Origin of the sequence: Streptomyces sp. E-08, from assembly GCF_049913095.1 — a bacterium.
In the GTDB taxonomy this organism is placed as follows: Bacteria; Actinomycetota; Actinomycetes; order Streptomycetales; family Streptomycetaceae; genus Streptomyces.
Genome location: NZ_CP183971.1, coordinates 289,287 through 314,196 on the forward strand (window position 1 = coordinate 289,287; position 24,910 = coordinate 314,196).

The 24,910-nt window shown below is 71.7% G+C and carries 26 protein-coding genes and 1 pseudogene; 17 read left to right on the plus strand and 10 right to left on the minus strand.

Annotation, left to right across the window (positions count from 1 at the left end; all coding sequences use genetic code 11):
- Positions 1-22 precede the first annotated feature (22 nt).
- The 4 genes from ACN9MM_RS01435 (at position 23) to ACN9MM_RS01450 (ending at position 3,876) form a co-directional block, all read left to right on the plus strand.
- Positions 23-484 (plus strand): hypothetical protein, encoded by a 462-nt coding sequence (locus tag ACN9MM_RS01435; RefSeq protein ID WP_426361898.1) that lies wholly within the window; start codon positions 23-25, stop codon positions 482-484.
- A gap of 414 nt (positions 485-898) precedes the next feature.
- A complete protein-coding gene (locus ACN9MM_RS01440; protein WP_426361899.1) occupies positions 899-1,633 on the plus strand; it encodes a D-Ala-D-Ala carboxypeptidase family metallohydrolase in 735 nt (244 codons plus the stop codon).
- Between the two features lie 183 nt (positions 1,634-1,816).
- A complete protein-coding gene (locus ACN9MM_RS01445) occupies positions 1,817-3,565 on the plus strand; it encodes a glycoside hydrolase domain-containing protein (RefSeq protein ID WP_426361900.1) in 1,749 nt (582 codons plus the stop codon).
- Positions 3,566-3,603: 38 nt separating this feature from the next.
- On the plus strand, positions 3,604-3,876 hold the full coding sequence (locus tag ACN9MM_RS01450) for a peptidoglycan-binding domain-containing protein (RefSeq protein ID WP_426361901.1): 273 nt from the start codon (positions 3,604-3,606) through the stop codon (positions 3,874-3,876).
- A 90-nt stretch (positions 3,877-3,966) separates the two neighbouring features.
- Here the strand turns inward: ACN9MM_RS01450 and ACN9MM_RS01455 are convergent, their stop codons facing one another.
- A complete protein-coding gene (locus ACN9MM_RS01455; RefSeq protein WP_426361902.1) occupies positions 3,967-4,752 on the minus strand; it encodes an alpha/beta fold hydrolase in 786 nt (261 codons plus the stop codon).
- Positions 4,753-4,906: 154 nt separating this feature from the next.
- Positions 4,907-5,830 carry a TIGR03620 family F420-dependent LLM class oxidoreductase gene (locus tag ACN9MM_RS01460; protein WP_426361903.1) on the minus strand — a complete coding sequence of 308 codons (924 nt, stop codon included), beginning with the start codon at positions 5,828-5,830 and terminating at the stop codon, positions 4,907-4,909.
- Between the two features lie 108 nt (positions 5,831-5,938).
- Between ACN9MM_RS01460 and ACN9MM_RS01465 the strand changes: the two genes are divergently transcribed.
- Entirely contained in the window at positions 5,939-6,532 is a 594-nt protein-coding gene (locus ACN9MM_RS01465; RefSeq protein WP_426361904.1) for a TetR/AcrR family transcriptional regulator, read from the plus strand.
- A gap of 58 nt (positions 6,533-6,590) precedes the next feature.
- On the opposite strand, the gene ACN9MM_RS01470 is transcribed toward ACN9MM_RS01465, so the two are convergent.
- The gene (locus tag ACN9MM_RS01470) at positions 6,591-7,589 is read right to left on the minus strand and encodes a DUF5937 family protein (protein ID WP_426361905.1); all 999 of its coding nucleotides are present in this window, start codon (positions 7,587-7,589) and stop codon (positions 6,591-6,593) included.
- A gap of 65 nt (positions 7,590-7,654) precedes the next feature.
- Here ACN9MM_RS01470 and ACN9MM_RS01475 point away from each other — a divergent pair, with 65 nt between their 5' ends.
- From ACN9MM_RS01475 to ACN9MM_RS01485, 3 genes are all read left to right on the plus strand, one after another.
- Positions 7,655-8,563 carry an oxidoreductase gene (locus tag ACN9MM_RS01475; protein WP_426361906.1) on the plus strand — a complete coding sequence of 303 codons (909 nt, stop codon included), beginning with the start codon at positions 7,655-7,657 and terminating at the stop codon, positions 8,561-8,563.
- A gap of 145 nt (positions 8,564-8,708) precedes the next feature.
- A complete protein-coding gene (locus ACN9MM_RS01480) occupies positions 8,709-9,455 on the plus strand; it encodes a phosphotransferase family protein (protein WP_426361907.1) in 747 nt (248 codons plus the stop codon).
- Positions 9,456-9,634: 179 nt separating this feature from the next.
- On the plus strand, positions 9,635-10,996 hold the full coding sequence (locus ACN9MM_RS01485) for a hypothetical protein (RefSeq protein WP_426361908.1): 1,362 nt from the start codon (positions 9,635-9,637) through the stop codon (positions 10,994-10,996).
- Positions 10,997-11,180: 184 nt separating this feature from the next.
- Here ACN9MM_RS01485 and ACN9MM_RS01490 read toward each other — a convergent pair whose 3' ends face one another.
- Complete coding sequence (locus ACN9MM_RS01490; protein WP_426361909.1) at positions 11,181-11,681, minus strand: hypothetical protein; 501 nt, start codon at positions 11,679-11,681, stop codon at positions 11,181-11,183.
- A gap of 54 nt (positions 11,682-11,735) precedes the next feature.
- The gene (locus ACN9MM_RS01495) at positions 11,736-12,518 is read right to left on the minus strand and encodes an SAM-dependent methyltransferase (protein ID WP_426361910.1); all 783 of its coding nucleotides are present in this window, start codon (positions 12,516-12,518) and stop codon (positions 11,736-11,738) included.
- Positions 12,519-12,829: 311 nt separating this feature from the next.
- Here ACN9MM_RS01495 and ACN9MM_RS01500 point away from each other — a divergent pair, with 311 nt between their 5' ends.
- A complete protein-coding gene (locus ACN9MM_RS01500) occupies positions 12,830-13,684 on the plus strand; it encodes a DMT family transporter (protein WP_426361911.1) in 855 nt (284 codons plus the stop codon).
- 25 nt (positions 13,685-13,709) lie between these two features.
- On the opposite strand, the gene ACN9MM_RS01505 is transcribed toward ACN9MM_RS01500, so the two are convergent.
- The 3 genes from ACN9MM_RS01505 to ACN9MM_RS01515 form a co-directional block, all read right to left on the minus strand.
- Positions 13,710-15,155, minus strand: a complete 1,446-nt coding sequence (locus ACN9MM_RS01505; protein ID WP_426361912.1) for an MFS transporter — start codon at positions 15,153-15,155, stop codon at positions 13,710-13,712.
- Positions 15,156-15,246: 91 nt separating this feature from the next.
- Positions 15,247-16,476, minus strand: a complete 1,230-nt coding sequence (locus ACN9MM_RS01510; protein WP_426361913.1) for an FUSC family protein — start codon at positions 16,474-16,476, stop codon at positions 15,247-15,249.
- Positions 16,477-16,705: 229 nt separating this feature from the next.
- Positions 16,706-17,395, minus strand: a complete 690-nt coding sequence (locus ACN9MM_RS01515; RefSeq protein WP_426361914.1) for a TetR/AcrR family transcriptional regulator — start codon at positions 17,393-17,395, stop codon at positions 16,706-16,708.
- Positions 17,396-17,496: 101 nt separating this feature from the next.
- Between ACN9MM_RS01515 and ACN9MM_RS01520 the strand changes: the two genes are divergently transcribed.
- From ACN9MM_RS01520 to ACN9MM_RS01540, 5 genes are all read left to right on the plus strand, one after another.
- On the plus strand, positions 17,497-17,769 hold the full coding sequence (locus tag ACN9MM_RS01520; protein ID WP_426361915.1) for a hypothetical protein: 273 nt from the start codon (positions 17,497-17,499) through the stop codon (positions 17,767-17,769).
- Positions 17,766-18,725 (plus strand): NAD-dependent epimerase/dehydratase family protein, encoded by a 960-nt coding sequence (locus tag ACN9MM_RS01525; RefSeq protein ID WP_426361916.1) that lies wholly within the window; start codon positions 17,766-17,768, stop codon positions 18,723-18,725. Before ACN9MM_RS01520 ends, ACN9MM_RS01525 begins: the two co-directional genes overlap by 4 nt.
- A gap of 134 nt (positions 18,726-18,859) precedes the next feature.
- Entirely contained in the window at positions 18,860-20,320 is a 1,461-nt protein-coding gene (locus ACN9MM_RS01530) for a catalase (protein WP_426361917.1), read from the plus strand.
- A gap of 303 nt (positions 20,321-20,623) precedes the next feature.
- Positions 20,624-21,196: an SMI1/KNR4 family protein gene (locus tag ACN9MM_RS01535; RefSeq protein WP_426368630.1), complete on the plus strand. Its 573-nt coding sequence runs from the start codon at positions 20,624-20,626 to the stop codon at positions 21,194-21,196.
- Between the two features lie 282 nt (positions 21,197-21,478).
- Complete coding sequence (locus tag ACN9MM_RS01540) at positions 21,479-22,369, plus strand: class I SAM-dependent methyltransferase (RefSeq protein WP_426361918.1); 891 nt, start codon at positions 21,479-21,481, stop codon at positions 22,367-22,369.
- A 199-nt stretch (positions 22,370-22,568) separates the two neighbouring features.
- Here the strand turns inward: ACN9MM_RS01540 and ACN9MM_RS01545 are convergent, their stop codons facing one another.
- Positions 22,569-23,177, minus strand: a complete 609-nt coding sequence (locus ACN9MM_RS01545; RefSeq protein ID WP_426361919.1) for a hypothetical protein — start codon at positions 23,175-23,177, stop codon at positions 22,569-22,571.
- Positions 23,178-23,312: 135 nt separating this feature from the next.
- Positions 23,313-23,552 (minus strand): hypothetical protein, encoded by a 240-nt coding sequence (locus tag ACN9MM_RS01550; RefSeq protein ID WP_426361920.1) that lies wholly within the window; start codon positions 23,550-23,552, stop codon positions 23,313-23,315.
- Positions 23,553-23,572: 20 nt separating this feature from the next.
- Between ACN9MM_RS01550 and ACN9MM_RS01555 the strand changes: the two are divergent.
- The 3 genes and pseudogenes from ACN9MM_RS01555 to ACN9MM_RS01565 all read left to right on the plus strand — a co-directional run.
- Positions 23,573-23,635 (plus strand): annotated as a pseudogene (locus ACN9MM_RS01555) (hypothetical protein); the annotation flags it as partial.
- Positions 23,636-23,941: 306 nt separating this feature from the next.
- Complete coding sequence (locus ACN9MM_RS01560; RefSeq protein ID WP_426361921.1) at positions 23,942-24,256, plus strand: hypothetical protein; 315 nt, start codon at positions 23,942-23,944, stop codon at positions 24,254-24,256.
- A 156-nt stretch (positions 24,257-24,412) separates the two neighbouring features.
- Positions 24,413-24,853, plus strand: coding sequence for a hypothetical protein (locus ACN9MM_RS01565; RefSeq protein WP_426368631.1), 441 nt, complete (start codon positions 24,413-24,415; stop codon positions 24,851-24,853).
- The last annotated feature ends 57 nt before the right edge of the window (positions 24,854-24,910 follow it).

A 24,910-nucleotide genomic window follows, 5' to 3' on the forward strand; every position in this document is an offset into this window, starting at 1 on the left:
ATGTCATGCGATCACCTGACAAGTGAGGAGCATGTCCGGTAGGTCTGTGCGGGTGAATACCTCCATCGAATCTGACCCCGACCCCAAGGACCAGGCCGCCCCCGAGGACGGCCGAGCTGTTCCCGTCGTCGAGAAGGTGAAGGGCTTCGTCAAGAGGAACGGGCCGAGGATCCTTGCCGTCGGCGGCACAGTCCTTGCCGTCGTGGCGGCCGCCAGTGCCGTCCGTCAGAGCGGGGAGCAGGGGGTCGCCGAGGGCGCCGAGGACGGCGGGGAGTCCCCCGAGCCTCCTGCGGGCGAGGATTCGAAGCGCGCGCAGCACCAGGTGAAGGGCGCGCTGGTGGACCTCGGCGGCCGTCAGGCCAGCCCTCAGGCCCAAGAGAACTACCGTCGCGACGTAGGGGGCGATCTGCCTCCCGGAAAGACGTACCGACCGCCGCACTCCCGAGGCGGCCAGTCGCCCGAGGACTCCGGCCCTGACGCTTGAGCGAGCGCCGCCAGGCCCCACGCCGAGGCCCCACCACGGCCGGCTCGGCGACGGTCTGCCGCCGTGTGGGCCGCGTGTCGTAGGAGGCGGACGCGGTCGGCGGGCTCGCGGATGACGGACCGGACATGGCGGTCACCGCCACCACAGGCCATGTGAACCTTCGTACGCGGGCCCCCCGGCAACGGCCGAGCGCGTGATCGGCGGGCTCTCCAAGCCCGTCGGCAGCAGGGCCCCACAAACCATCGGGCCGCAGCGCGATGCCCGGGATCGCCATCGCCGTGCCCTTGCTCGGCGGGCAGTTGTTCCGATGGTCTGATCCTGTGGCAGATGGTGACGATGTGGACACGCACCGTTCCCGGCCGTCACACTCGGCTCGGCCCCTGATGGGGAATCAGAACTCAGGACGGAGACGCGATGCTGCGACGCATGATCCCACTCGCCCTCACTTTGGCCATGGCCATAGGAGCCCTGACGGGTGGGATGCTGGCGACGGCCGGACCGGCCCAGGCCGACGAGTGCTACACCTGGGGCCGCACCCTGTCGGAGGGGATGTCGGGATCCGACGTGACGGAGCTCCAGATCCGGGTCGCGGGGCACGCGGCGTACGGCGAGGTCATGGCCGTCGACGGTGCCTTCGGCCCGGCCACGAAGGCCGCGGTGACCCGTTTTCAGCAGGCGTACGGCCTGCCTGCCGACGGCATCGCGGGTTCACAGACGTTCGGAAAGATCTACGCCCTCCAGGACCCGGACTGCACCCCCGCCCACTTCACCTACGCCGAGCTGAACAAGTGCAACTCCGACTGGTCCGGTGGCGCGGTCAGCGCGGCGACGGCCAAGGCCAACGGCCTGCGCACCATGTGGAAGCTGGAGGCCATGCGGCATGCCATGGGCGACGTTCCGCTCACCGTGACCAGCGGGTTCCGCTCACACTCCTGCAACAGCGCGGTGGGCGGCGCCTCGAACAGCCGGCACCTGTACGGTGACGCCGCCGATCTGGTCGGCAGTCCGTCGCTCTGCCGCCTCGCCCAGCAGGCTCGGAGCCACGGCTTCGGCGGGATCTTCGGCCCCGGCTACCCCGACCACAACGACCACACCCACGTCGACGGACGCTCCGCACGCTCCTGGTCCGCGCCCAACTGCGGCGTCTGAACGTCGAGTACGCCCGACGGAGGACTCTACCGGGGGCCGGTGCGCGCCGCCCGCGCGGCACCTGGGCCGCATGCTCCGACCCCCGGGGGCCTCAAGTCCGTACGAAGCAGGACTGCCGCTCCCCCCTTCCCTCTTCTCCCCTCCCCCTCTCCCTCTCTCCCGCACCCGAGTAGGAGTGCTCTGATGTCGTCACGCTTCACCTGGTCGGCCCGCGCCGGGACGGCCGCACTGGCGGTGCTCGCCGGTATCGGCGCGGCCACCGCGCCCGGCTTCGCCGCGGCCGGCTCCCCGCCCTCGACGGGCCGGCAGGTCGTCAGCTATCACGGCTACCGCATCGAGGTGCCGGCCGACTGGCGGGTCGTCGATCTGACCGCGAACCCACGCGCCTGCCTCCGCTTCGACACCCCCGCCGTCTTCCTGGGCGAGCCCGGCGAAGAGAACGACTGCCCCGCACACATCGTCGGCCGCACGGCCGGCATCGTGGTCGAGCCGATCACGGCCGGCTCCGCCGCGCGTACGACGGCGGCGACCGCGCGGGCCCTGCGCGGAAAGGCGTCCGCGCCGACCGCGAAGTCCAGCAGCGACACGATCCAGGTCGCGGTCGAGGATGCCGGTGTGCTGGTCACCGCGGTCCACACCCCGGAGACCGAGAGCCTGGTGCGCGCCTCACTCGGCTCGGCCGAACTGACCGCGGGCGCCGAGCGCACCGAGCTGGCACCTCTGCGGCAGCAGCCCGACGCCACCCGGTCGGCCGCGTCGGGGCCGCAGCCGGGAAGCTACCTGGGCAAGGGCTTCGACACCTGCACGGCGCCCTCCCAGGCCGCCATGGACGCCTGGCGGGCCGGTTCGCCGTACAGGGCGGTCGGCGTCTACATCAGCGGCTCCTTCCGCGCCTGCGCGCAGCCGAATCTGACCGCGAGCTGGGTGACGCACCAGACCGGTAACGGATGGCGGCTGATCCCCCTCGACGTCGGCCGTCAGGCCCCGTGCACCACCTTCTCGCAGAGGATGTCCGCCGACCCCGCCACGGCCAAGTCCCAGGGCGTCAGCGCGGCCGCCACGGCCATCACCGCCGCGACCGGTCTCGGGATCCCCGCGGGCAGCGCGATCTACAGCGACATCGAGTCCTACGCCTCCACGGCCTCCTGCAAGGCGGCCGTGTTGTCGTACCTGTCCGGCTGGACCGAGCGGCTGCACAGCGGCGGTTATCTGTCCGGCTTCTACTCCAGCGCCTCCTCCGGCATCAAGGACGCCGCCGGCGCGTACGGCAACAGCGCCTACACGCGGGTCGACCACATCTTCTACGGATGGTGGAACGGCGCCGCCGACGTCAACACCGGTTCCTACGTGCCGTCCACCTCTTGGGCCGCACACCAGCGGATCCACCAGTACGCGGGTGAGGTCAAGGAGTCCTACGGCGGCTACTCGATCACCATCGACCGCGACTACCTGGACGTGGCCGCCGGCACGCAGCCGTCCAGCTGTTCGGGAACGGACCTCGCCTTCACCGCGTACCCCACCGTCCAGAGCGGCTCGACCGGCGAGCAGGTCGCCGCGGCGCAGTGCCTGCTGACGGCGGCCGGATACGACCCGGGGGCCGCTGACGGGGCCTTCGGTCCCTCGACGACCGCGGCCACCGGTCAGTTCCAGAACAGCAGGGGACTCACCGCGGACGGTGTGATCGGGCCGAAGACCTGGACCGCCCTGCTGTCCCACGGATCGACCCCGACCGTCCAGAACGGCTCGACGGGAGAGTCCGTCGCCCGGCTTCAGCGCGCCCTGACCGCCGCCCTCGGCCGGACCGTGTCCGTCGACAGCGTCTTCGGGGCGGGCACTGATCAGGCCGTGCGCGACTACCAGTCCTCACGCGGACTGGACGCGGACGGCATCGTCGGCTCCGGCACCTGGGGCGCCCTCCAGTCCGGAAAGTGAGGCGCCAACCATGGGGCGGCAACCGTGAGGAGGCAGCCATGAGACGTCTCGTACGCATAGTGTCGCTGCTCGATGCCAAGCGGGGGTCCGGCCTCGCGGTCGACGGCGCCTTCGGGCCCGGGACCGATGCCGCGGTCCGTGCCTTCCAGTCCCACGCGGGCCTGGGCGCGGACGGCGTCGTCGGGCCGGTCACCTGGAAGAACCTCCTGTGGCACTACGAGAACATCGGCTTCGGCTCCGGCACGATGGACGGCAACGCTGATGCCCATGGGGCGACAGGCGGTGCCGTCGTCCGGCTCCGTTACAGGTAGCGGTTACCGGCGGCGCGCCCGGGGCTCTCCCCACCGGCGCGCCGTCGCGGACGGTCGGGTACTGCCGGCGCCAAGCGCCCCTCGGTGGCTTCAGAGCGCGCCGAGGAATGCGCTCACGGCGGCGGCGAACTCGACGGGGACGGTCTCGTGCACGGTGTGTCCGGCCGGGAGTTCTACGAGCCGGGTACGGGGGCGCCGTGCCGCCATGTCCTTCGCGTGCTCCGCACTGAGTACCGCGCTGCGGCTGCCGCGGATGAGCAGGGCCGGGCAGTCGCCGGCGAGCCAGTCGTTCCAGTGGTCTCCGTCGAGGTGCTGCTGCGAGGCGTTCATGTCCTCGGGATCGAACGCCAGGCCCCATCCGTCGGGGTACTCACGTATGGCCTCCATGAGATGGCGCGCCGACGGGCCGAGCTGCTCCAACAGCTCGGCCCGAGTCTGCGTCCGACGCGGCCAGGACAGGCCGAAGGACAGGTCGCCGTCGACCTCGGCGCCGATGTCCTCGACGATCAGTGCATCCACGAGCCCGGGAACCCGCGCGGCGAGCTGGTAGGCGTTGACGCCTCCGAGGGAGTGGCCGAGTACGACCGCGCCGGGGATCCCCAGATGTTCCAACACCGCTGCGGCGTCCTCGACATAGCCGGTGCGGGAGAAGTCTGGAGCACGGTCGGAGAGGCCGTGTCCGCGCTGGTCGAGCGCGATGATCCGCCAGGAGTCCCCCAGCTCCCGAGCCAGTGGCGCGAAGGTGCGGCCTTCTCCGAAGTGCCCGTGCAGGGCGAGCAGAGGACGGCCCGATCCACCGAAGTCGAGAAAGGACAGGCGCCGCCCGGCCACCGTGAAGGCCGCGCGTTTCGGCTCGGGCGGGATCGTCGACGTCATGTTCGTCAGTATGCGTCGACGTCCTGGTCGTCAGTATGCGTGGATCCAGTTTCCCCACCTTTCACTCCGACCACTCCGCTCACTCTGCGAGCTCGGTGACCGGTGACTGGTCCTTGCCCTGAGGCCGACTGTCCCTCGGTCAGCGTGGATTCAGCTACGGAGAAGGCGCGACGAGAGCGGAGGCGAGTTCACGCCACTCCCGCTCCGGCAGCGCTGTCGGATCGGCACTCAGCACCTGCAGGCAGACGTGGTCGGCTCCCGCGTCGAGGTGGTCCTGCACGCGGCGGCGGATGGCCTCCGTGTCGCCGTACGCGACGATCGCGTCCACCAGTCTGCGGCTCGGGCCGCCCGTGACGTCCTCGTCGCCGAAGCCGAGCCTTCGGACGTTCGCCCGCTGGTGCGGCGCCATCTCGACGTATCCGGCGACGTGTGCCGCGGCCACCTCCCGGGCCCGGCCGAGGTCGGTGTCCAGGACGACGGCCTGTTCGACCCCGAGGAAGGCATCCGGGCCCATGATCGTCCGGGCCAGCGAGGTGTGCTCGACCGGCACGAAGTAGGGGTGCGCGCCCCAGGTGAGTTCGGCGGCCAGCGCGAGCATCTTCGGTCCGAGGGCGGCCAGTACGCGACGAGGGGCCGGGTCCGGTACGGGCCCGTGGGCGGGGGTGGTGTCCATGGCTTCGAGGTAGGCGCGCATCGTGGTGAGCGCCTTGCCCCGGGCCGGGACGGGATAGCCGTCCACCTCGTGCACCGTGTCGTCGACCCGATGCCCACCCAGGCCGAGCAGGTAGCGTCCGGGGAACGCCTCACCGAGTGTGCGTGTCGCGTTGGCCGTGGCGATCGGGTCCCGGAAGGCGATGTTGGCGATCCCGGACGCGACGGTGATCCGGCGTGTCGCGGACAGCAGTAACCACGCCTGGCCCACCGTGTCGCGGCCGAACGCCTCACCGTGCCAGATGGCTCCGTAGCCCAACTCCTCCAGCTCTGCGGCCGATTCCCGTACGCGTCCGGCGGGTTGTCCCTCGTAGGCGAAGGTCCAGATGCCGACCCGGCCGAGGCCGGTCCGCGCGTCGTCAGTCATTCGTACTCCTCAGACAGCTATCCGGAGAGGTTCTCCGGTTACCTGTCGGCTAGAATACGGAGAACCTCTCCGGTTTGCCATCCCGGGAGCCGACCGAAGGGCGGGACGATGACGAACAGGCCTGGACTCACCTCGGCCGAGCCTCCGCAGCGCACGGACGCCCGCCTCAACCGGGAACGCCTGGTGGCGGCGGCGCGAGAGGTGTTCGCCGAAGCCGGGCCCGGCGCGTCCCTCAACGAGATCGCCCGCCGGGCGGGGGTGGGCCCCGGCACCTTGTACCGCCACTTCCCCCACCGCACGGCGCTTTTGACCGCGGTCCTCGCCGACCGGATCGAGACACTGCGTGCGCACGCGGAGAGGCTGCTCGCCTCGGAGGACGCCGACGACGCCCTGGAGCAATGGCTTCGAGCCTTCCTCACCCATGCCCGCGTGAACCAGGGCATGGGCAGCGCGCTGCTGATGGAATCAGCCGGTGAGTTGGACTTCGACTGCCATCGACGCATCCTGGACATGGCGGCCGGCCTGCTCGCCCGAGCGCAGAAAGACGGTACGGCTCGGGCCGACCTGACCGCCGACGACCTCCTCCAACTCGTCATCGGGATCGCGCTGTCCACGGCACACAGCGATCAGCCCGGGCAGCCCGAACTGCTGCTGGACCTGGTGCTGGACGCCCTGCACGGGACACCACGCCGGAGGAAGTGACCCTCGCCAGGGCCGGAACCATGGGGGACCTGAGCGTCTTCGGGGGGGGGACGTGAGGTCAGGCGGAGGCCGCTCCGAGGAGGGTTTCGGCTGCGGTGGTGCGGGCGTAGAGGACGGAGCGGCCGGCGCGGTGGGCACTGACCAGGCCCGCGTTGCGCAGCGCCGTGAGGTACTGGGATACCCCTGCGGTGGAGAGTCCGGTGCGGTGGGCCAGCTGCGTGGTGGAGGCCGGCATCTCCAGCTCGGTCAGCAGCAGGGTCCGCGAGCGACCCAGTACGGCGGAGAGAGAGTCGGCCCGGGTTGCGGAGCGCGGCTTCCACAGCGTACCGATACCGCGCGCCGGATAGGCGAGTTGAGGTGGGTCCGGCAGCGTTGTCCGGGTACGCACTCCCGGTCCGGTGAAGGCCGAGGGGATCAGCAGCAGTCCTGTTCCTGCCGTCGTACGGGTCAACGGCTGCTTTCGGCGGGCCATCCGGAGCGCGCTGCCGTCCCAGCTCAGGGACGTGTGCAGGTCGTTGAGGAGGTGTCCGGCACCGTGCTCGGCAGCCATGCGGGCCCGGTAGAGGACGTCTGCGTCCAGGACTGCCCGGATGCGTGCCCAGTAGGGGGCGAGTGCCAGCTCCCAGTACGTTTCGAGCTCTTCCGTGACCTTGGCCAGGAGGCCCTGTGGGTCGTTGCGCAGGGTCCGCAGCCGGGGGCCGAGGTTCCCCTGATGGCGGGCCAGGTGGTCGAGGTCCTGGCGCACCCGGTGGGCGGGCGAGGCCCGGATCGCGTCCCGCTCCGCCGCCACGGTGGGGGCCGGTCCGGCGGGGGCCGGGTTGAGGAAGTCGGGGACGTAGCCGCCGGTGAGCGGGATCAGCTCGCAGAGCCAGCCCCGGTCCAGCCCGGCGGCCACCATACGCGGGCGCACCTGGTCGGCCCAGGGCCGGTGGACCGGATGCGTGGTGCCGGACCTCAGCAGCCGGTAACTGGGTGCGACCTCCCACATCGGGGAGACGGCGAACCGCACCTGCGCCAGATCACTCGTCGAGAACGCCAGCTCTGCCAGGACAACCACCCTCGATGGATTCAGGTATGTGTGAATCACTGGCGGCCAATCTACCGTGCGGAGATCATCCCGCCATGACTTCACAGACGATCACCGCGGCGGCATCGGGCACCTGGAATCTCGGCGACATGACGGTCAACCGGATCGGTTTCGGCGCGATGCGCCTGCCGCAGCACGGCGAGGCGTTGACGGCCGATGCCGTCCCCCGCGACCGCGACCAGGCGATCAGTATGCTGCGCCGGGTGGTCGAGCTCGGCGTGAACCACATCGACACCGCTGCGTTCTACTTCTCATCGCTGCGTTCCGCCAATGAGCTGATCAACCAGGCGCTGGCCCCCTACCCGGACGACCTCGTGATCACCACCAAGGTCGGACCGGGCCGCGACCCCTCGGGCCGGTGGCTGCCGCACGCCACCCCCGAGCAGCTGCGCGGCCAGGTCGAGGAGAACCTCCGCCAGCTCGGCCGCGACCACCTCGACGTGGTGAACCTGCGCATCGTCGGCACCGACTCGATCGCCGAACGCTTCGGCGCGCTGGCCGAACTGCGTGAGGCCGGACTCATCCGTCACCTGGGCCTGTCCAACGTCCACCGCCACCACGTCGCCGAGGCCCAGACCATCGCACCGGTGGTCTGTGTCCAGAACATGTACGGCCTCGGCGCATCCCCCGAGCAGCAGGAGTTCCTGCACCTCTGCGGTGACCAACGCATCGCGTTCGTGCCGTTCTACTCGATCGCCGGCACCGGACGTACCGCCGGCGCGACCACCGACCAGAGTGCGGAGGTGCACGCCGTCGCCCGCGCCCGCGGGGTGAGCGCAGCGCAGATCCGGCTGGCGTGGACACTCCACCAGGGCCCTCACGTCCTGGCCATCCCCGGCACCGGCGACCTCGGCCACCTCGCCCAGAACGTGGCCGCCGGCTCCCTGCGCCTGTCGAAGGAGGAACTCGCCGTCCTGGACCGCCTCCACCGCGAGACGGCATGAGCAGAACCCCGTCGCACTGTGGACCACTTCCGCTGATCGGCTTGCCCGCCTTGCTGCCGCTGCCACCCCAAAGGCGATCCGCGTCAACCGCACCTAAGGAAAAGTCCGGCGCCGTCGGCGATCATCTCCGGAATAGTGGTCGCCCATGGATGAGGTCAAGGTCGTCGTCGCCCATTCCGAGCGCGCAACCCTCCGCGTCGGGGACGTGTTCCTGAAGGTGGACGCCGATCAGGCGCGTATCGACGCCGAGGTCGAGGCGATGTCCCGCGCGCCGGTCCCGACCCCGAAGGTCCTGTGGCGCGAGCCGCCCGTGCTCGCGATCGCCGCGGTCCCAGGGACGACGCTCGGGAGCCTCGGCGGGCCGTCGACCGGGGCGTCGGCGTCGTGGGCCGCGGCGGGCGCCGCCATCCGGAAGCTGCACGACGCGCCGCTGCCGCCCTGGTCCGGCCGCGCCGGCCGGACGGCCGCCGCGCTGGCGGCGGAACTCGACGCCGAGTGCGAGTCGCTCGTGACGAACGGCCTCCTGCCCGCCGAGCTGGTCACCCGAAACCGCCAGGTCGCCGAGGCCGCGCTCCGGCCGTGGACTCCGGCGTTCACCCATGGCGACCTGCAGATCGCGCACGTCTTCGTCGACGGCGACGAGGTCACCGGCATCATCGACTGGTCCGAGGCGGGTCAGGGCGATGCCCTGTACGACCTCGCGACCTTCACACTCGGACACGAGGAGCACCTCGACGACGTCCTCGCGGGCTATGGCACCGACATCGACCTCGACGTGATCCACGCCTGGTGGTCGCTGCGTAGCCTGCTGGCGGTTCGCTGGCTGGTCGAGCACGGCTTCGACCCGTTCGCGCCGGGCTGTGAGGTCGACGTGCTGAGATCCCGGATGTGAGGCTACGCGAGTACGACCGCTTCATACGCGTTTCCGATGACGGCGCAGCCGAAGGTGACGAACGCGTGGCGGATGTCGTCGCCGGTCGGTGTTCGTGACGACCCACTGCGTCGGCGGACCGCTTCACGTCGCGGCCGGCACCGGGGTTGCCCTCGCCGCTGCTCGGATAGCGTGAGCGCATGGTGCATCTCAAGCAGCCGCAGCTGTCCGGATTGGCGCGCAACCCGGCCGCCCCGACGGGCATGTTGGTACGCCTGGCCGCGCACACCGCGGGGCGGCACGGGCTGCCGATGCGCGAGGGGCAGCTGCCGGACGCGGTCGTCGAGGCCCTGCTGATCCACGGTCGCGGCGAAGCGGCGATCCGTCTGCCTGCGCGCCGGCTCTCCCGAGCCATGCGCCGCCGGATCGCCGAACATCCCGACCCCTCGATTCGTGACGCCCGTGCGGACTTCGTTCGCAGCATGGTGGCGGGCGGGGTCGGGTTGGGCGTCGATGCCCTGGTCGAGACGTACGGTCGGCCGCCGGCGGAACTCGCGGCCGACCCCGACCCCTCCGTGCGCGCGGCCATCGCACGGGACTGGCACGACCGGCCCCCCGCCGTGCAGGAGATGCTGCTCGACGATCCGGATCCGGACGTGAGGGCTGCGGCGACGCGGGCCGAACACCCTGGCATCCCTGACGAGTTCCACGAGCACTGCCTCGCCGATCCGGCGGTCCAGGCCAACATCGCGGACCGTCTCCCCCTGACGACCGCGCAGTTCGACCGGCTCCTTGCGACCGGGGACACGTCGGTCCTGCACGCGGTCGCCGGCAACCCGTACCTGACCGCCGCCATGGTGGCCCGTCTTCAGGACAGCGAGGACGCCTCCGTACGCGTCGCGGTGGCCTACAGCCGTCACACCACACCCGAGAACCGGGACAGGCTGCTCGCACGGGTGGCGGCCGAGCACGCAGCCGGCAGTATCGATGCCGAGGTCGCTCTCCACTGGTCGCCCTACCGCCCCGCCTGGCTCCGGGACGCACCTCTCGCCGAACGGCTGACCTACCTGAACTGCCCCCACGCGGTGTTCCGGCGAACCCTTGCAGAGAGCGCGGACCTGCCGGAGGAGGCGTGGAAGCGGCTGGACGACGACCCCGACGTGTCCGTCCGGTACGCCGCCGCCCTCCGGCCCGACACCCCGGCGGAGGTCTTGCTGCGGCTGATCCGGGAACACGGCGATCCCTCCGCCTGCCGGCCCCGGCTCGTGGAGCACCCCGGCTTCCCGCGCCAGGAACTGCGCGGCCTCGTGGACGAGCCGGACCCTCGGGTACGCCTCCTCGCGCTGGAGGACCCCCAGCTGCCCGCTACTGAGCTGAGTCGGCTGGGCGAGAGCGAGGAGACGTACCTCCGTGCGGCAGTGGCCCGGCACCCCCACGTCAGCGCGGCCCTGCTGGACCGACTGCTGGCCGATCCGGATCCCGACGTCGTCGACCACGCCGCGGCCAACCCGGCGCTGCCCACGGCACGGATGGATCGCATCGCCGCCGAAGCCGGCATCTGAGCACGGCCCGCGGGCTCCGGGCGCGAGGCCGCCTCTCCCGCGCCTCGGCCGGAACCCGTGAAGGCCTCGACCGGGCTGACGGCCGATCGCCGACCGACCGTCCTCGGCGTTGCCGCCGGCGGCGCCGGTGGGCCTGCCGGCCTCCTGACCGGCCCGTCGAGAACTCTGCCGCCCGACCGGCCCGTCACGAGCTCTGCTTGAGGCGCTCCGCAGCCTGAGCAGGGGTGTCGTAGTAGCCAGGTCGTGCCAGCAGGACCGTGCTGAAGTAGTAGCCCTGCTCGTCCTCCGGGTCGTCGTCGGCCGCGAACGGACGCCAGAAGCTCAGGAGCAGGTCCGGGGCGATGAACGAAGCATCGTCGTCGGGATCTTCAGCGATCGGGGTCAGCTCGGCGACGCGCCGTACAACCTCGCTGGCCGGTAGCGCGAACACGTCCACGCCCTGGAACAACACTCGGTCCGTCCGGGACGACGTCGGCCTTGCCAGCTCGATGGCTTCCAGGGCGTCGCGCATGCAGTGGATGCTGATCATCAGCCCGCCGGGACGGAAGACGTGCTGCCCCGGCCGATCCGAGTCCGACAGCGCGGAGGGGTCGCGGAGCGAGTCCAGCGCCGTGTCGGCCGCGTGCCGCGTCATACCGATCCGCAGCGGGCCGATGCCGGTGGGTGGGGCGAGGTCGAAGTCCATGCGGGCATGATCCCCGACAGATCTGGCGACGCAGTATCCGCCCCCGCCCCGCCGTCACTTGCGGCCGACGCCGGCGTACATGGCGACGTCCGGTGTCGGCTTCTCCGCGCGCCAGGCCGAGCAGGACACCACGCCGGGTTCGAGCAGTTCCAGGCCGTCGAAGTAGCGGGCGACGGCGTCGGGGGTCCGCTGCGTGAGCTTCGGCGTGCCGTGCTCGTTCCAGAACGCCACCGCCGCGTCGACGTCCGCCATGTCCGGGTGCGTGACCGTGTGGGACAGGACGAGGTGGCTGCCGGGGGCGAGCGCGTCCATGAGGCGACGGACGATCGCGTACGACTCCTCGTCGTCCTCGACGAAGATGACGACCCCGAGCAGCATCAGCGCGACCGGCTGCGAGAGGTCGAGCGTCTTCTCCGCCGCCGTCAGGATCGTGTCGACGTCCCGCAGGTCGGCGTCCAGGTAGTCGGTGCGGCCCTCGGGCGTCCCGACCAGGAGGGCGCGGGCGTGCGCAAGGACGAGCGGGTCGTTGTCCACGTACACGACCCGCGCGTCGGGGGCGACACGCTGGGCGACCTCGTGGGTGTTGTCAGCGCTCGGCAGCCCCGTCCCGATGTCCAGGAACTGCCGGATGCCCTCCTGCTGCGCCAGGTGCCGCACCGCCCGCCCCAGAAACAGCCGGTCCGCCTTCGCGTAGTCCCCGATCCCGGGATGCAACGCCCTGATCTGGTCGCCGGTCTCGCGGTCGACCGGGTAATTGTCCTTGCCTCCGGTCCAGTAGTTCCATATCCGGGCGGTGTGCGGCCGGGAGGTGTCGATGCGCGATTCGATGTCGGTCACCGCCTCAACGTAACGCAGCGGCCGTACAACTCCCTGATTACAGTGGCTCTTTGTCTCCGATGTTCACGTAGCCTTGGCTTTGCCTCCCCTCCCACCGACCGCCGGCACTGTCCCCGGCCGCTCGACCAACCACCTCACCCACCGCGGCGAAGCCTGAGATCCCACGTCGCGGGTGCGCCCACGACCCCGTCTCGGCGGCCGGCCGCCCGTTCCGGCCGCCACTCCCCCACCGTTGGCCCGACCGGGTCCTCCGTACGGGCGGACGCCGGTGTCGTCCTCCGGGTGGACGCCGCCGCGGTGAGGATCGGTGCATGGGCGTCGTCCTGCCGGTCCTCTTCGCATTGTTCGCCGCGTTCAGCAACGCACTGGCCACAGTGCTCCAGCGGCGTGCGGCGCTCACTGTCCCGCAGTCCGACTCCTTTCGTCCCGGGCTGATCCTCGACCTGTTGCACCGACCCTTGTGGCTGGCCGGCATCCTCGCCGTCATCGCCGCCGGTGTCGGACAGGCGGCGGCGCTCGCGACCGGACCGCTGGCCCTGGTGCAGCCGTTGTTCGTACTGGAGCTTCCCCTCGCCCTTCTGATCGCCTCGCTCCTGACGCGCGAACGCCTGCCCGCCAAGCTCTGGGCGGCCGTGGCCGGGGTGGTGGCCGGGCTCGGGGTGGCGCTCGCGGCCGCCTCGCCCACCGGCAACCGCACCCATGTGGAACTGGACCGCTGGGTACCGGTCCTGGTGGCCTGCGCGGTCGCCGTGGCCGCCCTCGCCGCCGTCGGACTGCGCAGACCGCCGGGGCGCGCGCGGGCCGGTTGTCTCGGGGCCGCGACGGCCATCTGCTACGCGCTCACCGCCGCCCTCATGAAGACGTCCATGCACATCCTCGGCGACGCCGGCATCGGCGGCTTCCTGACGGCCTGGCAGACCTACGCCTTCTGCGCGGCGGGCATCGCCGCCATCCTGCTGCTCGAACACGCCATGCAGGGCGGCCCCCTCGTCGCCTCCCAGCCCGCCCTGACCCTCGGCGACGCCACCGTGAGCCTCACCCTCGGCGTCCTGCTGTACGAGGAACACGTACGGTCGGGCTGGTGGCTGCTGCCCCAGCTGGCGGGCATCGCACTGATCGTCCTGGGGGTCCTCGCGCTGGCCCGCAGCGGCGCACGCACGACCTGACCCGTCGTCCGGGGAGCGGGCCCGCTCAACCCCTGCCCGAGTCCTCTCCGTCCCGTACCGCCGAGAGCGGCTCGGCGATGTCCTCCAGCGAGCGGCGCTCCGCGTCGACCGCCAGGAAGGCCGCCACGATCCCCGCCGCGCACATCAGCGCGGCGCCGATCTGGAAGGCCAGGACCGTGTCCCCGACGACACCCGACTCGGTCAGCTCGGCGAAGACCAGCGGGCCGGTGATGCCGCCGGCCGCTGTGCCCAGCGCGTAGAAGAAGGCGATGGCCATGGCGCGGGTCTCCATCGGGAAGATCTCGGAGACGGTCAGATAGGCGCTGGAGGCGCCCGCCGAGGCGAAGAACAGCACCACGCACCAGCAGGCCGTCAGCGTCGTCGCCGACAGCGAGCCGCGGTCGAAGAGCCAGGCCGTCCCGAAGAGCAGCAGGCCCGAGAGCAGGTACGTGCCCGCGATCATGATCCGGCGGCCGACGGTGTCGAAGAGTCGCCCGAGCAGCAGCGGCCCCAGGAAGTTGCCCGCGGCGATCACCGCGAAGTAGTAGCCGGTGCTGCCGGTGGGAACGTCGAAGAAGGTGATGAGGATGGTGCCGAAGCCGAAGGTGATCGCGTTGTAGAGGAAGGCCTGCCCGATGAAGAGCGCGAGCCCGAGGACGGCTCGGCGCGGATAGCGGCCGAAGACGGTCTTCGCGATCGTGCCGAAGCCGATGCTCTTGCGCTGGTGGATGGTGATCTCGCCGGCCGGCGGCGGCAGCTCCGCACCCTTCTCCGCCTCGATCTCCCGCTCCACGGAGGTGACCAGTTCCTCGGCCTCCTCGCCGTATCCGTGGATGAACTGCCAGCGCGGGCTCTCCGGGACGTGCCGGCGCACCAGCAGGATGACCAGGCCGAGGACGACGCCGAGGGCGAAGCTGAGCCGCCAGCCCACGTCCTGCGGGAAGATGTCCGTGTCCAGCATGACGATCGACAGCAGGGCGCCGCCGATGGCGCCCAGCCAGTAACTGCCGTTGATGATCAGGTCGACCCGTCCGCGGTAGAGGGACGGGATCAGCTCGTCGATCGCGGAGTTGATGGCCGCGTACTCTCCGCCGATGCCGAAGCCGGTGAGGAAGCGGAAGAGGAAGAACCACCAGGCTTCGAAGGAGAGGGCCGTCATCGCCGTGGCGCCCAGATAGACGGCCAGGGTGATCATGAAGAGCTTCTTGCGGCCGTGACGGTCGGTCAGCCACCCGAAGAACAGGGCACCCGAGCAGGCCCCCGCCACGTACAGGGCGGCGGCGACTCCCGTCACCTGGGCCGCGGTGATGTCGAGGCCGCTGCCCTCCTCGGCCAGCCGTCCGGCGATGTTGCCGACGATGGTGACCTCGAGACCGTCGAGGATCCAGACGGTGCCGAGGCCGATGACGATCATCCAGTGCCAGCGGGACCAGGGAAGCCGGTCGAGCCGGGCCGGAACGGCAGTGGTCACCGTGCCGTTCCCGGCTCCCGTGGCAGGAGACGTTGCGCCCACGGTTCTCCTTTCTTCGCCGGTACGCGGGTACCCCGCACCGGGTGGGTTGTCATGCGTCGGCACGGGTGGGTCGGCGGGTGTCCCACCGGTCGCGGAGGGTGAGCCGGCGGCGGCGGTCGTGTTTCTCGCGGACCCGCCGGTCCAGCTCCTCCATCAGCCGGCGGCCCCGGTGCTCGGGGTCGAGTTCGTCGAGGATCCGGTCGACCTCGGCGAGCAGCGCCCCGTACAGCTGCCAGCTGCCGGGGTCGGCGAGGGCGAGGGCGAGCAGCCGGTCGGCGGCGGCGTCCCGGCAGGCCCTGGCCGCCCGCAGCTCCCCCGCCAGCCGGGTCTCCGCGGCCTCGGCGCCCTCGCTGCCCCGCGCGGTGACGAGGACGGCGAAACTGACCAGGGCGTCGGCGGTGTACTGGGCGGTCTCCCGGATGGCGAGGGCGGCCCGCTCGGGCAGCAGCTGGTGCCCGGCGCGGTGCTTCGCCAGGTCGGTGAGGGTGCGGGCGAGGACCCGCAGGACGACGGCACAGATCTCCAGGGTGTCGAGGCCGGTGCGCAGCACCACCCGGTGCAGGAGACCTTCCTTGACGCGGGGGTTGAACCGCAGGCTGTCCTCGGCGGTGCGCAGGGCCCCGTCGACGTCGGCGACGTCGTTGTCGAGGCGGCGGGCCTCGTGGAGCCGTGCGGCGGCCTGCTCGACGGGGGGCGAGCCGGTGAACTCGTCCGCCACGTCGAGAAGCAGCAGGCGCATCCGCCGGGCGAGGTCCTCGATGGAGTCGCCGGCGGTGTCGACCCAGACGGGCGGGGCGAGGAACAGGTTGAACAGCATGCCGACGACGGCGCCGATCAGGGTCTCCAGGACGCGGTCCCAGGCGGTGTCGGAGACCTGGGTGACGCCGAGGACGAGCATCGCGCTGATGGCGACCTCGGGGATGAACTCCTCGACTCGTACGATCCGGCCGACGAGCAGCGAGGCGAGGATGACGAGGGCGAGGCTCCACCAGGAGAGGCCGACGACGACGCTGAACGCGATGGCGATGAGGACGCCGACGACGACCGAGTTCACCCGGCGGAGGCTGGTGGTGAGGGTCGAGTAGAGCGTGACCTGGACGACGAGGAGCGCGGTGAGGGGTGCGGTGAGCGGGACCGGTTCGCTGCTGAGCCGGAGGGCGACGACGTAACTGAGGGTGGCCGCCGCGGTGGACCGTACGGTCTGGACGGCGAAGGGGTCGCGCCGCAGGCGCGCGAACAGCCCGTCGTCCCGGTCGTGCCGTCCTCGGCCGCGTGCCACGCCCCACCTCGTCCCGTCGCCGCCCCGCAGGGGCCGTCTGGACGTCCGCCTGCCCGGACTCCCCCGGGCTCATGCCCGGGTGCGGCCGGGCGGACCAGGGACACCCCCCGCTTCGGGGGAATGCAGGCCTGTCGGTGGCGGTGGGCCGCCCTTGAACAACGGGGGAGCCTCGTCCGGCGGTCGCGGACCGTCCTTGAGCCGGCCGCGTGCCCGTGCGGGTGGTGGCGTGTCAGTGCTTCGCCCGCTCCGCGATGCCGTCCAGGACCCGGTCGAGCCCCCATGCGTACTGCTCGTCGGACACGAACCGCGCGATCGTGTCCGCCGCCTCGGCCGTACGGGGGTAGAGGTCGGCGGGAACGGCGCGGAGCTGCTCCCGGCGGGTCGCGACGCGCTCGTCGACCGGCGGGGGCGGCAGGGGTGCGGGGAGTTCGGCGGCTTCCAGGGCGATCGCTCCGAGGACCTGGACGATCAGCAGGTACGAGGCACGCGCGGCCTCCGCGGGGTCGAGCCCGGCGTCCGCGAGGAGCATGAGGAGGGCTTCACCGAGCGCGAGCGCGTGAGGGCCGTCCATCGGACCGGAGAGCAGCAGCTGGACCGCGCCGGGGTGGGCGAGCAAGCGGTGCCGCAGGTCGTCGGCGAGCGTGTGGACGCGGTCCCGCCAGGGTGTGTCCCGGGCGGTGAGCGCTTCGAGGTCCGTCTGGCCGAGGAGGTGCTCGACGACCGCGCCCACCACCGCGGCACGGTCCGGGAAGTACGTGTAGACGGCGTTCGGCGCGAGTCCCAGCTCGGCGGCGATCCCCCGGATGCTCACCGCGTCGGCACCGCGGGTGCCGAGCAGCCGCATGGCCGCCGCGACCACCTCGTCCTCGGCGACCGCGCGCCTACGGCCCCGTTTCGCCGACGGCGTGTCCTGTGCCATCCGTACGCCTCCTCGCGCGTCCTGATCCTCGACAACCTTGACGCTTCATTTTTGCACGGCGTACATTAATTGCACAGCGTACAGAAATGAGAGGTGCCCTCATGCGCGGTCCCCTGCGTACCTGGGTCCTGTGGACGGCCGGATCGCTCTGGGCCGCGGCGCTGCCGGCCCTGTGGGCGGCGGGCCGGACGATCACCACCCTGGCCGGAGTCGGGGTGGACGCGCGGTTCACCGTCTTCGGCGCCACCGGCGCCCTCACGTTCTCCGCCGTCACGTTCTCCGCCCTCTCCGGCGTACTGCTCCTCCGGCTCCTGCCCGCCACCGCTCCCGGCCGGACCACCGGCCCTGACTCCCTCCGCGAGGTCGACGCATGAAGCACACCACCGCACCCCGTCACGTGATCTTCGGCTCCGGCGCCGTGGGTACGGCCGTCGCCGAGGCACTCGTACGCCGAGGCGAGTCGGTCCGCGTGGTCAACCGGTCCGGCCGCGCGGACGTCCCCGACGGCGTCGAGGTGGCCGTCGGCGACGCGGCCGATCCCGCGTTCACCACCGCCGTCGCGGCCGGCGCGGCCGTCGTCTACCAGGCGCTCAACCCGCCGTACCACCGCTGGCAGCAGGAGTTCCCCGCCCTTCAGGCCGGTGTGCTCGCCGCGGCCGAGGCGGCCGGTGCCCGCATGGTCTCGATGGACAACGTCTACAGCTACGGGCCGCCCGGGGGCCGCCCGTTCACCGAGGAGACGCCCGACGCCGCCACCACCCGCAAGGGCCGACTGCGGGGCGCGATGGCGCGGGACCTGCTCGCCGCGCACGCGGCCGGGCGCGTGGAGGTGGCGATCGGCCGCGCCTCCGACTACTTCGGGCCGCGCGGCGGCGCCCAGTCCAACCTCGGCGACCTCGTCTTCCCCGCGCTCCTCGCCGGGCGCACCGCCACCGTGCTCGGCGACCCGGACCAGCCCCACACGTACAGCTTCATCCCCGACATCGGCGAAGCCCTCGCCCTCCTGGGACGCCACCCCGACGCGGCGGGCCGCGTCTGGCACCTGCCCAACGACCCCGACACCCGCACCACCCGCGAGCTCGTCCGCCTCGCCCACCGCGCCACCGGCCGGCCCGGCACCGCCCGCCTGCGCCGCATGCCGACCCTGGCGCTCTACGCCATGGGCGCCGTGAACCGCACCGTGCGCGAGCTCATCGAGATGCAGTACGAGTTCGCCGAACCCTTCATCGTCGACTCCACCCTCATCCGTGACCGGCTGGGAGCCGTCGCCACCCCGGTCGAGGAGGCGCTGGAGCGGACGGTGGCCGTCTACCGGGCCCGGGAGAGATGAGCAGCGGTGAAGCCGCCCAGCCCCGTCGGAAGCGACCCGCACCGTCCCCCGGTCGGCAGCGGAGCGCGACTCCTCAGGTAGCGGCTTTCGTCGAGTGGGCAGAGGGTGGGCATGCGACGACGAAAGGCAGACCCATGACCGAGAGCCGACCTGGGACGACGACCGATTCCGGGGCCCCGGTGGAAAGCGACGAGCACTCGCTCACCGTGGGGGCAGGTGGCCCGATCCTCCTCCAGGACGCCTACCTGATCGAGCAGATGGCGCAGTTCAACCGGGAGCGCATCCCGGAGCGCCAGCCGCACGCCAAGGGCAGCGGAGCGTTCGGCCGCTTCGAGGTCACCCACGACGTCAGCCGGTACACGAAGGCCGCGCTGTTCCAGCCGGGTACGCGCACCGAGCTGGTCGCGCGCTTCTCGACCGTGGCCGGCGAGCGCGGCAGCCCGGACACCTGGCGGGACCCGCGCGGCTTCGCGGTGAAGTTCTACACGTCCGAGGGCAACTACGACATGGTCGGCAACAACACGCCGGTCTTCTTCGTGAAGGACCCGATGAAGTTCCAGCACTTCATCCGGTCCCAGAAGCGCCGGGCCGACAGCAACCTGCGCGACCACGACATGCAGTGGGACTTCTGGACCCTCTCGCCCGAGTCCGCGCACCAGGTCACCTGGCTGATGGGTGACCGGGGCATCCCCCGGACCTGGCGCCACATGAACGGCTACACCTCGCACACGTACATGTGGATCAACGCGTCCGGTGAGCGGTTCTGGGTGAAGTACCACTTCAAGACCGACCAGGGCATCGAGTTCCTCACCCAGGACGAGGCGGACCGGACGGCGGGGAGGGACACGGACTTCCACATGCGGGACCTGTTCGAGCACATCCGGGACGGGGACTTCCCGTCGTGGACGCTGCACGTCCAGGTCATGCCGTACGAGGACGCGGCCGGGTACCGGTTCAACCCGTTCGACCTCACGAAGGTCTGGCCGCACGGCGACTACCCCCTCATCCCCGTCGGCCGCATGACACTGGACCGCAACCCGACCGACAACCACGCCGAGATCGAGCAGGCCGCCTTCCAGCCGAACAACTTCGTCCCCGGCATCGGGCCGAGCCCCGACCGGATGCTGCTCGCACGCCTCTTCTCGTACGCGGACGCCCACCGGGCCCGGCTCGGCACCAACTACCAGCAACTGCCGGTGAACGCGCCCGTCGTCGACGTCCACACGTACTCCAAGGACGGGGCGATGGCGTACCGCAAGACCTCCGACCCGGTCTACGCGCCGAACTCCAAGGGCGGACCGGCGGCCGACACCGAGCGGTACGGCACCCCGCCCGGCTGGGCGGCCGACGGGGAGATCACCCGGACGGCCTACGTCTCGCACCCGGAGGACGACGACTGGGGACAGCCCGGCACCCTCGTGCGCGAGGTCCTGGACGACGCGGCCCGCGACCGTCTCGTGGACAACGTGGTCGGCCACCTCCTCGACGGCGTGAGCGAACCCGTCCTGGAGCGCGCCTTCACGTACTGGACGAACATCGACACGACTCTCGGCAAACGCATCATGGAGGGCGTCCGCGCCCAGCAGTCCTCGTAGGAACCGGGGAAGGCCGTGCCCGGGGGCCGGGTGGCGTGTCCGGGTCGGCGGAACGCCCCGGCTCCCGTGCCGATCGGGCCGAGCCGGGCCCTGGCCTCAGAGGATGTCTCCTCACGAGACTTCGAAGGTCATCACCCGCCACCGCGACGGGCGGATCCATGCCTATGTGGCCGACTCCCTTGCCTTCGGGGCGCTGAAGCCCGCCGCGGTGTTCCAGCCGTGCGCCGACGACGAGGTCGTGGAGTCGCTGTCGTCACCCTGGCCGGCGAAACCCAGGACGGGGAGGAGTGGCGCCGCTGGCACCTGGTCGACGCACCGGCGACCGACATCGATGACCTCGTGCGACGTGTCGCCCAGCGGGCCGCCTCCGACAGCACCGGACTTCCCGCGCCCCTCGGTGATGACCGGATCACGCAGGCCGAGGAGGAGCTGGGCTTCGCGTTGCATCCACTGCTCGCGCGGCTGTACCGCGAGGTCGCCGACGGTGGCTTCGGCCCCGACTATCGACTGCTGCCCCTGCTCGGTCCGGGCTCCGCCGTCGTCGGTGAGTACCTGACGCGTCGTGAGGCGTCCGTCGGGGTGGAGCACCCCGAATGGCCCGAATGCGTCGTACCCATCCTGACCTGGGGCTGTGGCATGTACGCGGGGGTCGACTGTCTCAGCGAGGACGGTCAGGTCCTGCTGTTCGAGCCGAACCCGTACAGCGGCGGATCGTGGGAGCCGTGCTGGTTCCTCGACTCCGGCAGCCTCGCGGCGTGGCTGGAGACGTGGCTCTCGGGGAACGGCTGGTTCGAGGAGGACGCTGACCACAGGGACGACCTGGTCGAGCCTCGGCCATGGGACCAGGCCGCGAGCCGGCTGACCTCCGCCGCGTAGCGAAGGACCTGGCTCCTCCCCGCGTGCGTGGCGGGCGCGCGGCCGGCGTGACGCTTGTCGACCACCGCGGTCTCCCTGACACGAGCGGGCGGCGGCCACCTGAGCCGTGCAGGGCGGGCGGTCCGGTCGCGCGGTGCTCGGCGGAACTCGCGTGGGACCTCGATCGCGCCGACGATGGATACAGCTCGGCTCGTCCCGCTCCGTACCATCCCAGCTCCGAGGAAGGGGCCCGACCATGATGTCGAGGATGTCGGTCGACGACATCGCCCTCCCACCGGCCGCATGCACCCAGGTGGCGGGGTGAGTCCCCGCGCCGGGGGCGACGGGGTGGACGCGGGCCGTTACGGCCAGGACGTGTTCCGGCCGGAGCAGCCAGGGGAGGCCGAGCGGATCGATCTCGGGGCGCTCGCGTACGACGACCTCACCCTGACACGGCTGCGCGCCCTCGGTGTGGGGCCCGGGTGGCGCTGCCTGGACATCGGCGCCGGTACGGGCACGGTGTCGCGGCGCCTGTTGCGCGAAGCGGGGGTGGCGGGCGTGCTGGCCGTCGACCGTGACGTGCGGTTCCTCGCCGAACGGCCCGTACCCGGGCTCGACGTCCTCCAGGCCGACATCACCGCCCCGGCCTTCGCGCCGGGCCGGTTCGATCTGGTCCACGCGCGGTTCGTGCTGATGCACCTGCCGGAGCCCGAGCGGATGGTGTCGGTGCTGGCCGGGCTGGTCGCGCCGGGCGGGATGCTGGTCCTCGGCGACGCGGTCGATCTGACCAGCGACCGTACGGCTGCCCCGGACCGGGCCCCGGACGGCGGGGCAGCCGCCGACACGCCCTACGCCGCGGCGATGCGCGCGATGTGGCAGGGGTTGCGCGGCTCCATCGGCACGGACGTGTCCTGGGTGCCGTCGTATCCGCAGCTGCTGCGCGGGGCCGGCCTGACGACGGTCGGCGCGGAGATGTACGTCCCGCCCCTCCTGCGCGGCAGCCCGATCAGCCGTTTCTGGGCCGACACGTGGGAGCGGAGCCGGGCGTCGATGGTGGCCACCGGGCTGATCGACGGCGCCGGGATCGACGCGGCGGTCCGCTATCTGGACTCGGACGCGTGCGCGGCCCTGTCCGCCGGAATGCTCACCGCCTGGGGCCGCAAACCGGGCACTCAGGGGTCGGCGGCACGCTGACGGCCCCTCCCCGTGCGTGCCGACCGGCGCGGCGCCAGGCGCCGGAAAAGGCCGCCGGCGGTCCCGCGACGACCTCGATGGTCGCGACGGTCGGAGAGGCCTGCCGCCTCCGCGTCCTCCGGGCTGCCGCGATTCCCCCCTAGGGAACACCGGAGCGCCCCGGTCGGAGGCTGGGCTCCGACCGGGGCGAGGGGCGTCGTCAGACGCTCCAGATCTCCTTCATCGTGTCCACTTCGCCCTGGGAGTTCAGCGTGACCTCGTAGACGTTGTTGTAGCAGCCGTAGGGCGCCTCGACCTTCGGGTAGTCGTCGGTCGGCGCCCCGATCTCCTGGGCGTGGCAGCGGTCGATGTGGAGCGCCAGCTGCTCGTGGTCGACCTGCTTCGTCTGGCCGGGGCCAGTGGCCAGGAACGCCTTGACGTTCTTGGGGAGGACGTAGTGCTTGGTCGCGTCGCCCTCGTCGGCGCCGTAGATCCAGTCGTTCGGCGTGCAGTGCGGCTTGGCCTCCGAGGCCTCGAAGCCCCCCGAGTCACGCATCAGCTGGACCTTGAGCTTCAGGAGACCTGCGGGCAGGACCGGCGGCTTGCCGCAGTCCCCGCCCTTTCCGTCGCCATCGACGTCATCGGTCGGATCGCCGCTTCCGGCCTCGCCGGAGTCCGACGTCTTGGAGGCCGTGGCCGACGGGGCGGCGGTGGTGCCGGCGCCTCCGGTGAGACCGTCCGCGCTGGGGTCTTCCGGGCCGCACGCGGCGATTCCGCCAAGGGCGGCGAGAAGCGCAATGGCGCTGAGGACACGGCGAGTTGAGGTCATTCTTCCATTCCCCCGAATGAGAGTGCTCTGTGACGTGATCATGATTGATCGACGGGGCTTTCTACACCACGGCGTTGTTGAAAAGCCAATCGACGTGCCCGCACGGCTGCCTTCCGCGGCCGGCCGGCGGCGCGGTCAGCCCGGCGCCCGCCCCGACTGCCGCGACCGCCCCGACCGGTTCTCGGTGCCGTGCACGAGGAACACCTCGTCGGCGAAGCACCAGGCCCAGTCCTCGTCGGAGGCGAGCGAGCGGACGACCGGATGTCCACTGAGGACGTCTCCGGCGGCCCCGGCGCCCCGGCGTTCGCCCACGTCGCCGACCGCCACCAGCGGGACTTCGACCACCCGGGCGGCGGGGCAGCCAGGTCGCCCCACGGCACCCGGAGGCGTACCCGCTGGTCGCCGCGCTCACCGCGCGCGGGATCATCGGCGACACGCGTGCCCCGGACCTGCTCCGGTTCGGCTTCAATGCCCTCTACGTCACGCACGCGGACGTGCTGTACGCCGTGTGCACGCTGCGGGACATCGTGTCCACGGGCGCCCACCGGGCCGCCGCGTTCCAGCAGCGCCCGACGGTCACCTGACCGGTCCGCACGACCACCCGGCCCGCGCGATCCCCGAGGTCACCGTACCCGCGTGACCACCGCGCGACCGGGTCCACGCCGGTCGGTCCCCTCCGCACCGGCGAGCCGTGCCGTGCCCCCGCGCGGCCGGCACCTCCTTCGCACGTCCACTCTCCGCCGCCGAGAACCCGAGGACAGCCCATGCGATTCCTCCACACCAGAGCGACCCTGGCCGCGGCCGTGACCGCCGCCACCGCCGCGACCCCCCTGGTGCCGGGCAGCTCCGGCGCCACCACCGCCACCGCCGACCCGAACATCCCCACGGTCTGCGCCGACAGGCGCCCGGAGCCGGCGGACCCAGGCGCGTACGGCATGCAGCTGGACGCGGCGTACCGGAAGAACCCGCGCTGCGGCAATCGCACCAGCTGGATGGGCGCGCGCATGCCGCTGTTCATCCCCAAGCCCGTGGAGCAGGGCGGACGCTACGCGTTCGCGGCCATGGGGGCTACGGCCTGACCGTCCTCGACATCTCGAACCCTGCGGACATGAGGACCGTGAGCCACCTGGACCTGCCGCCGTCCGTCTCGGGCACCGAGGGCGACAACATCGACGTCTCGCAGTACGAGAGGACCGGAATGCGTAAACGCCCATCTGTACGGCGCCTCCCGGCTCCTGCACTCCCTCGGCGACGACGGTCTCGCCCCGGCGCCCGTGGCCCGCCTCACCTCGGGCGGCGTCCCGGCCAACGCCCTGGCCGCCTCCACCCTGGGCATCGCGGCCGCCGCGCTGCTCGCCTTCTACGACGTCGGCGGCATCTTCGGCATCCTGATGTCGATCGCGCTCTTCGCCGTGCTGCTCGTCTGGCTGCTGATCCTCGCCTCGTACGTCGCCTTCCGGCGCCACCGGAACGCGCATCCCGAGGAGTTCACGGGGTTCAGCGTCCCCGGCGGGAGCAAGCTCGCCCTCGTGGCCGGGGCCGGCGTCCTGGCCGTCGCCGCCACCGCGATCGAGGTCCCGGACATGCGCCAGGCGGCCGGCGTCGGTCTCACCTTCACCGTCGTCCTGCTCGGCTGCTACGCCCCGACCTCGTTCCGCCGGGCCCGGCGGAACTGAGGACGACGGGCCCGGCGGGAGCCGGGGATCCGGACGTGCCCTCGTCGCACCGGTGAC

Bases quoted from the DNA above. Each gene is read 5' to 3' on its own strand.
- ACN9MM_RS01440 (WP_426361899.1), top strand. From the start codon at position 899: ATGCTGCGACGCATGATCCCACTCGCCCTCACTTTGGCCATGGCCATA.
- ACN9MM_RS01445 (WP_426361900.1), top strand. From the start codon at position 1,817: ATGTCGTCACGCTTCACCTGGTCGGCCCGCGCCGGGACGGCCGCACTG.
- ACN9MM_RS01450 (WP_426361901.1), top strand. From the start codon at position 3,604: ATGAGACGTCTCGTACGCATAGTGTCGCTGCTCGATGCCAAGCGGGGG.
- ACN9MM_RS01455 (WP_426361902.1), bottom strand. From the start codon at position 4,752: ATGACGTCGACGATCCCGCCCGAGCCGAAACGCGCGGCCTTCACGGTG.
- ACN9MM_RS01460 (WP_426361903.1), bottom strand. From the start codon at position 5,830: ATGACTGACGACGCGCGGACCGGCCTCGGCCGGGTCGGCATCTGGACC.
- ACN9MM_RS01465 (WP_426361904.1), top strand. From the start codon at position 5,939: ATGACGAACAGGCCTGGACTCACCTCGGCCGAGCCTCCGCAGCGCACG.
- ACN9MM_RS01475 (WP_426361906.1), top strand. From the start codon at position 7,655: ATGACTTCACAGACGATCACCGCGGCGGCATCGGGCACCTGGAATCTC.
- ACN9MM_RS01480 (WP_426361907.1), top strand. From the start codon at position 8,709: ATGGATGAGGTCAAGGTCGTCGTCGCCCATTCCGAGCGCGCAACCCTC.
- ACN9MM_RS01485 (WP_426361908.1), top strand. From the start codon at position 9,635: ATGGTGCATCTCAAGCAGCCGCAGCTGTCCGGATTGGCGCGCAACCCG.
- ACN9MM_RS01490 (WP_426361909.1), bottom strand. From the start codon at position 11,681: ATGGACTTCGACCTCGCCCCACCCACCGGCATCGGCCCGCTGCGGATC.
- ACN9MM_RS01500 (WP_426361911.1), top strand. From the start codon at position 12,830: ATGGGCGTCGTCCTGCCGGTCCTCTTCGCATTGTTCGCCGCGTTCAGC.
- ACN9MM_RS01515 (WP_426361914.1), bottom strand. From the start codon at position 17,395: ATGGCACAGGACACGCCGTCGGCGAAACGGGGCCGTAGGCGCGCGGTC.
- ACN9MM_RS01520 (WP_426361915.1), top strand. From the start codon at position 17,497: ATGCGCGGTCCCCTGCGTACCTGGGTCCTGTGGACGGCCGGATCGCTC.
- ACN9MM_RS01525 (WP_426361916.1), top strand. From the start codon at position 17,766: ATGAAGCACACCACCGCACCCCGTCACGTGATCTTCGGCTCCGGCGCC.
- ACN9MM_RS01530 (WP_426361917.1), top strand. From the start codon at position 18,860: ATGACCGAGAGCCGACCTGGGACGACGACCGATTCCGGGGCCCCGGTG.
- ACN9MM_RS01540 (WP_426361918.1), top strand. From the start codon at position 21,479: ATGCACCCAGGTGGCGGGGTGAGTCCCCGCGCCGGGGGCGACGGGGTG.
- ACN9MM_RS01545 (WP_426361919.1), bottom strand. From the start codon at position 23,177: ATGACCTCAACTCGCCGTGTCCTCAGCGCCATTGCGCTTCTCGCCGCC.
- ACN9MM_RS01560 (WP_426361921.1), top strand. From the start codon at position 23,942: ATGCGATTCCTCCACACCAGAGCGACCCTGGCCGCGGCCGTGACCGCC.